Source organism: Limosilactobacillus antri DSM 16041, from assembly GCF_000160835.1.
Lineage (GTDB): Bacteria > Bacillota > Bacilli > Lactobacillales > Lactobacillaceae > Limosilactobacillus > Limosilactobacillus antri.
The window spans coordinates 574,860-581,778 of the sequence record NZ_GG700733.1 but is presented as its reverse complement, the minus strand read 5'-3'; the positions used below and the strand labels follow the sequence as shown (position 1 = coordinate 581,778).

Genomic DNA, 6,919 nt, shown 5'->3' with positions numbered 1-6,919 from the left:
ATTATTTACTTATTAATTACTTTTCGAGGGAGAAGTCAACCACGTTCCGACCAACAACCTTGTTGTCCTTCAATTCTTGGATCATGTCGTTGATTTCAGAAAGCTTCCGGGTCTTAACGATTGGGTGAACCTTGCCTTCAGCACCGAATTGGAAACATTCAGCCAGGTCCTGACGAGTACCAACCAGGGAACCGGCAACGATAATCCCGTCCAGAACAGTCTTAGCAATGTTCAGCTTCATGTCCCCTTGTGGAAGGGCAACGGCAACTAACTTGCCATCTGGGCGCAGAGAGTTAACAGCTTGGTCAAAGGCTGCGGTAGTAACGGCAGTAACGACTGCGGCGTGAACCCCGCCAACCTTTTCTTGGATTTGTTCATCAACGTTGTTATCGTGACGATTGATGCAGATTTCCGCACCGTTTTCCTTAGCAGCCTTCAGCTTGTCTTCGTTACCATCAACGGCGATAACGTGAGCGCCAAAGACGTTGTGGGCAAATTGGATCCCGAGGTTACCCAAACCACCGGCACCAACGATTGATACCCATTGGCCAGGCTTGATGTCAGCAACCTTCAGGGCCTTGTACATCGTAACCCCGGCGCAGGTCAAGGAAGTAGCTTCAACTGGGTCCAGACCTTCTGGAACCTTAACGGCGTAGTCGGCAGGAACGATACATTGTTCAGCCATCGCACCATCAGCAGTGTAACCGGCGTTCAGAACGTTGCGGCAAAGAGTTTCCCGACCAGTCAGGCAGTATTCACAGTGGCCACAGCCCTTGAAGAACCAAGCGATTGATACCCGGTCGCCAACCTTTAAGCTGGTAACGCCAGGGGCAACCTTTGATACCCGGCCGACACCTTCGTGACCGATAATCCGGCCCGGCTTCTTACCAAAGTCACCAGCGGCACAGTGAAGGTCAGTGTGACAAAGGCCACAGTATTCCATGTCAACCAGTGCTTCGCCCGGCTTCAAATCACGAAGTTGAACATCCTTAACAGTAACGTATCCATCGACTGGATCATTGATAACAGCAGCTTTCATATGCTAAGATCTCCTTCTCAAAAGACATGTTATTTTTTTCACAATTCTTATGATACCAGAGGCCCCCGTTTTTTTAAAGCCCCCTTTCGGACATTTTATAATTAATTGTCAAACCACCGGGACTAATTTAGCACGCTTTTCGTCACCATCACGCACTTGCCAACGATCAAACCAATTTCGCCATTCGTCAAAATTACCGGCTGGTGTCTGCTAACTAAAAATAACAAGATTGCAAAGGTGCTCACAATCATTTTCTCGAGCAAGGTGGTGCTTCCAACCACTAATCGCCGCTGCCATATAATAGCCGAATCGTCTGCCGGTCCTCCTTGGTGATCCCGGTCCGAACATTATTCGGGATCATTACACTGTGACTGCCCTGCGGTGCGTGGGCCAGGCCGAGGGCGTGCCCTAGTTCGTGCTGGGCCACCTCGCTGCGAAAGGTCCGGTTTGCGTATTCCAGGTGCGAAACATCCAGCGTCGACCGGGCCTGAATTAAGGCGTGGGTGTCGGGATTATATTCAGAGCGGGTCGAGCCCAGCTGGGTGGTAACCACCCCGACCCCCGGAGCAGCTTGGTTAGCAGAAAGGTCACCGGCTTCCGCAATGATGTCCGCCTGGCTGCGGTGCCGGGTCCAAGTTAGGTGGATGACACCGGTACTATTCCACGCTTTGACCGCATCGCGGAAGGCGGTCACGAGCGGATGATTACGGGTCGCCAGGTAAATTTTCAAGCGGGTAGTGGGCCAGCGATACCCCTCCAGTGGAAGCGGCGTCTTCGACGGGAGGTAAAGCTGGTGCTTAGCGGCGCGGATGGCCTGGGGAGAATCATTATCGGCAGACTGGTCAGTCGCGGAATTTGCATTCACGCTGAACGCCGGGACCGGGTAGACTATCGGCTGGTCAGCCGCCCATGCCGTCACTGGTAGAGCCAGAGCCAGCACCAGCGTTGCGTTGACAATCAGCGATTTAATCATTACCATCATTCCCTTCCTAGTTACACGCTCTTTTCTGATAATGTTCTCATTTAATAGTAGAAAAGACAAGCCATGTCACCACCCAAAATTATTGGCAGAATTGTTAAGGGGAGGAGTGCGACACGATGAACAAAACGGTACTTTACACGGTAATCTCCTTCGGGACTGGTGCCGCATTAATCGGTCTAACCTTTATTGTATGAACTTCATGCTTGCCAGCCTGCTAAGCTGTAACGTTATTAACTTTAAAACAGCAAAAAGGCTGGGACATTTTCCCAACCTTTTGCTTTAACCAAGGATATGTTCGATGAGCAGGACTTTCAGAATGATTACCGCCCAGTGAATTTCGCCGCCTGCTAAGCCGCTTCTTGTAGGCCTAGTAGGTTTGAAGCCGAACGCTGAATCCTTGCTTATCCGCCTGAATACCGGTTGCTTCTCCCTAAGTCCTAATGAACATTTTTCATCATACCATCAATCTGTGCGGCATCGGTCTGTGATTGCAACGTACCAATACTAATCGTCTTTTGGCCAGCAGAGCCGCCGACACTGTACCTGACGGTGTCGCCTTTGATCTTGAAGGTGATACCACTAGCGGAATCGCTGCCTTCGCTAAAAGTATAACTGTCACCGTTTTGGGTGCAGGTAAAGGTTTCACGCCCCGGCATTCCCTGGTAGGTGTACTGGAAAAGCATTGCCCCCACCCGACGCGGGTCAGCAGAGGAATTCCCCTGGTTAGAGCTGCTTTCGTTGCTGCTGCCGTGCTTCTTAGCCAGAAACTGGTCAAGGTTCAGCTGATGCGTGGTTTTAGTCAACGTGTCGGTCGCCCAGTTGCTATCACCGGTCAGAGTCAGCTGGTTGCCAGATAGTCGTGCCGTAATCGGGCTGGTGACGTCGCTATCAGCGAAGTTCAGCGTGTATTCATTGTTGCCGGTCTTCTTCCATGTCAGCTGGTCATTAGTGTCGCTGTTGACTGGGTCGGCATAAACGTAGCGGCCAGTACCGTTGGAGTTTAGCTGGACCGCGGACCCTTTACTGCTGTTTTGGTAAGTACCGACAACCGAAGCGGCCGCTTGCTTTGTTGAGGTGGCAGAAGAGCTCTGCTTACCACTAGCGTTGTTCTGACTATTATTGGCGCCACAGCCAGCTAAGGATAGCAAGGCTGATACAGCCATGGTAGAAATTATCATTTTTGCAATTTTCATTTTAATTTCTTCCTTTGCTAATTAATGGTTTTCCGTAACGGAGTATGCCATTTGCTTTAATTATAATCAATTCCTGCGCCAACATTACTACTAGTCAGAAGTAACATAATATTACCATGAGTAGCAACAGTAGGATTAGCAAGCGTCAAGCCAACATATTCTTTGGGGTTGTCAACTTTTCCAAAAATTATTTCTGGATTGGCAATGTTAAAAGCAGATCCGAGATCTACATCGTTCGGTCCCCAATAATGCTTATTATCAATTTGGCCGTTAACAAAGCCGTGCGTATTTCCCCCGTTTCCAGTTAAGAGCATTGAGAAAATGAAGCCTTTAAAGTCAGCCAACCGTAATGAATGTGCGGGCTTGTCATTTCTTCCCGTTCTCCAGGTTGTTTCGTATGGTTTATCACCAGTAAGGTAGTTACCACCACCATAGCCGAATGAATTCTGCCATGTTAGATTTTCTCCAACATTACCTGTTAAATCAGAATAATCAGCAACCTCTCCAAAAAGTTGGGTGTTACTAATTTTTGGATTGAAAATATATTTTTGAGCATCTTCGATTAAAGCAGAATTAGTCAATACTGTACTATTATTAATTCCTAAAGCTTGACGAATGCCATTAAGGATAGCAGCTGTAAACTTATTTACATGCAATTTCATTTGTGGGTCACTATACATTTCATTAATAACCGCTGGCATACTATCGTCAACATACACCTGATTATTCAAAATTGTACTACTATCCTTAGGAGTTGGATTGTACCGAACTTGCAAACCGTCTTTCATTCGATCTGCTATCTGATAATCATGATTGCCATTTTGCCATTCCTGAGCCGCCGCCCGCGCATCTGCCGTAGCCGTTGCATAAATCCCCCAAGCAGCAGGATCCGTAACGCTCCGTTGATTCAGCTGGGCCAGGGAATAGTCGGCGTCGCTCGGCCGGCTAGCAACCACCCGTGGGGCGAACCAGTAGTCGGTCCCATTGCCATTACCGGCTGGGTCGTCTGTCCACCGACTGACCACTTGCAGGCGGTCGCCACGAATATCCACACTAGGGGTAATTGTAACATTGAAGCCAGAATTATCAGCGTTGCTTACTCCCCGAAAGGCGTTCGCAACGTCTGGCCGGTAGCTGCCGCTTTCGACTAGCTGGCGACCGACCTCATAGCCCCGGGTCTGGTCAAAGAGAATAATGTAGTGATACTGCTTGCCAAAGGCCTGGTTGCTGGCGTGCCAACCACCCATTTGTACCTGGCGACCAGTCCAGCTTATGCCATCCAAGTTGGCGTAGTTGCCCTGGTCAGCCAGCAGCTGAACCGGCGCAAACCAGTAATCTACGTAGTTGCTGTTAGCGTCACGGCTAGCGCTCCACCGGCTGATCACTCGAACCGGGTCGGTCGCCATCGCGGAATTAAAGGCAATTGTCGTGTTAAAACCAGACTGGTCCGCATTCATTACTCCAGGAAAGGCCCGGGCGACATCTGGCCGGCTCCCGGAGTAAATTGTCTGCCGACCGAGTTCACGACCGTTGCGCGCGTCCAACACGATAATCGTGTGATAGTTCCGCCCTAGCGCGGCATTCGTAGCGTGCCAGCCGGCCACTTGCAATCCGGCATTAGTCAACCGGTAGCCGTCCAAGCTGGCATGGTTGCCGGTATCAGCCAGCAGGCGCTGGGGAGCGAACCAGTAGTCGACACAATTTCCGTTCCCAGCCCAGTCATCGGTGTAGCGGCTGATAAATTGGATTTGGTCGTTGGCATAGCGGGGGTCGTTAAGGTCAAAGCTAGCACTAAAGCCAGACCGGTCCGCATTGATGACGGTTGGAAAGGCCCGACCAACATCAGCCCGGCTAACGTTAGCAACCTGCTGACGGGTAATTTCTTGACCGCGGGTCGCATCCCAGGCAATGACGTAGTGGTACCGCCGCCCCAGGGCAGTATTCGTGGCGTGCCAGCCGTTAACAACCACCTTGCCACCGGTCAGCTTAGTCCCATCAATGTGGGCATTATTGTCCATATTAATGTTAATCCGTTGCCCCAGCCAGAGGTCGGTGCGATGACCTTCACCACCATTAGCGTCATCAGAATAACGGGCAATAATGGTCAGCTGGTGACCAAGGACACTGCTCGGCAGGCTAATCCGCTCATCAAAACCAGCTTGGCTGCTATTAGCCACGTTACGGTACTGGGCTGCCACGTCAGGACGGGCGACCGGGTTAATCCGCTGCCGCTTAATTTCGGTCCCAGTCGTGTTATCGAACACAATCAGCCAGCCGTTCTGCAAGTCGGCACTGGTCGAAGCAGCGTGCCAGCCGGCCACGTGGAGAAGTGGATTGCCATAGTTATCCTGCTCCAGCTGGTAGCCATCAAGGTAGCCGGCATTCACGTTGGCTTGCGGATTATTATACCCGTCGCCGACCCAGTAGTAAGATTCGGTGTAGGTAAACTCAGCATTGAGCCCTGCCGGTGCCATCATGTAAAGGTTCCGTGCCGATCCTGGCGCAGTCGAGCTATTGCCACTCATCTGGTAGCCGCCAAGCGGGCCGGTGGTGTAGTTAATGTCATGCCCGGAAAAGAGCCTCATACCATTTTGCGGCCGGATTACTTCCAACCATTGTGGCCGACCCTGGGCATCCCGAATAATGTAGTAGAAGGCGTTCCCGTTTTTATATGGCGCCGCCGTATCATAGACACTAACGTCGCCATTAACCGCCCAGTATGGCTTAATCGTCAGTCCCCACACGCCAGGCTGCACCGCACCATTGTCGGTATTAACCCGGATAGTATTGGTAACGGTGTTGCCGTTGACGGTCGCTTCTTTAGTTAGATATGAAACATTATGCGGATCAGATGTATGGGTCATTTGCGCGTCATTTTCACGGCGCATCGTGATCTGGTGGTCGTTAATCGAACCACTGACCCCTAGGTAATTTGCTTCGACGCTGTTCCGGAAGGTGCCAGCATAGCTAATCGTGCTACTGTTGGTCGAGTCAAACTCGGCTCCGTTCGTTCCATAATTCACGCCATTGCTGAAGTAGTAATCGACATTAACGCTCTCATCGTTTCTCAGCGAATGACCATTAGTCGTCACGTTATAAGAAAAGCCTGGCGTTGTTTGGTTGAGCCCCGCGTCTTCTCCCGCTGTCTGCACATTAACGTTAGCATCCAGGACAGCTGAGTTGATGTTTGCGGGGTCATTAGACGTCACACCCGGATACTGAGACGTGTCAATACCGCTCCAGGTAACCGTGGGCCGTGAATTGTAGCCAAATTGGCTGAATTGGGCCGCAGGCGGGTTCCAATTGGCATCAGCGCTGGCAGTGGTTGCCCCGCCCACTAATAGCAACGCACCGGCGGCTAAGCCGATAACCCAGTTTTTCTTTGCTTTGTATAACTTTTTCCGCATCGTATAATCTCCCCCAGAATCAAATTTTATACAACCGTGATTATAAGTGCTTTCTAACCGGATGTGGGCACATTTCAGGAATCGGGATATTCTTTCAGGCTGCGCTAAAAAGAGGCTGTGACATAAGCCCTCTTACTTAGATAAAATACGAACGGCGCAGTACGCAAATGGGTTCCAGTGTTCGGTAAAGCCAAACTCTGAAACCCTATTTGCGCTTGCGGGGGCTCCCCACAGGCTAGCTACGCGTCGAAAAACGAAGTCGATTCCGACTTCCACGTTAGAACCGTTCAAAAACGAA

General features: G+C 50.7%; 4 protein-coding genes. All 4 read right to left on the bottom strand.

The annotated features are described in order from the left end of the window. Window positions 1-16: 16 nt before the first annotated feature. The gene (adhP, locus tag HMPREF0494_RS06245) at window positions 17-1,039 is read right to left on the bottom strand and encodes an alcohol dehydrogenase AdhP (protein WP_007124115.1); all 1,023 of its coding nucleotides are present in this window, start codon (window positions 1,037-1,039) and stop codon (window positions 17-19) included. Between the two features lie 280 nt (window positions 1,040-1,319). After that, on the bottom strand, window positions 1,320-2,018 hold the full coding sequence (locus HMPREF0494_RS06240) for a matrixin family metalloprotease (RefSeq protein ID WP_225430234.1): 699 nt from the start codon (window positions 2,016-2,018) through the stop codon (window positions 1,320-1,322). A 440-nt stretch (window positions 2,019-2,458) separates the two neighbouring features. Further along, window positions 2,459-3,214 carry a lipocalin/fatty acid-binding family protein gene (locus HMPREF0494_RS10790; RefSeq protein ID WP_007124112.1) on the bottom strand — a complete coding sequence of 252 codons (756 nt, stop codon included), beginning with the start codon at window positions 3,212-3,214 and terminating at the stop codon, window positions 2,459-2,461. 56 nt (window positions 3,215-3,270) lie between these two features. Next, complete coding sequence (locus HMPREF0494_RS10785; protein WP_007124111.1) at window positions 3,271-6,621, bottom strand: KxYKxGKxW signal peptide domain-containing protein; 3,351 nt, start codon at window positions 6,619-6,621, stop codon at window positions 3,271-3,273. Window positions 6,622-6,919 lie beyond the last annotated feature (298 nt).

Bases quoted from the DNA above. Each gene is read 5' to 3' on its own strand.
- adhP (WP_007124115.1), bottom strand. From the start codon at position 1,039: ATGAAAGCTGCTGTTATCAATGATCCAGTCGATGGATACGTTACTGTT.
- HMPREF0494_RS06240 (WP_225430234.1), bottom strand. From the start codon at position 2,018: ATGGTAATGATTAAATCGCTGATTGTCAACGCAACGCTGGTGCTGGCT.
- HMPREF0494_RS10790 (WP_007124112.1), bottom strand. From the start codon at position 3,214: ATGAAAATTGCAAAAATGATAATTTCTACCATGGCTGTATCAGCCTTG.
- HMPREF0494_RS10785 (WP_007124111.1), bottom strand. From the start codon at position 6,621: ATGCGGAAAAAGTTATACAAAGCAAAGAAAAACTGGGTTATCGGCTTA.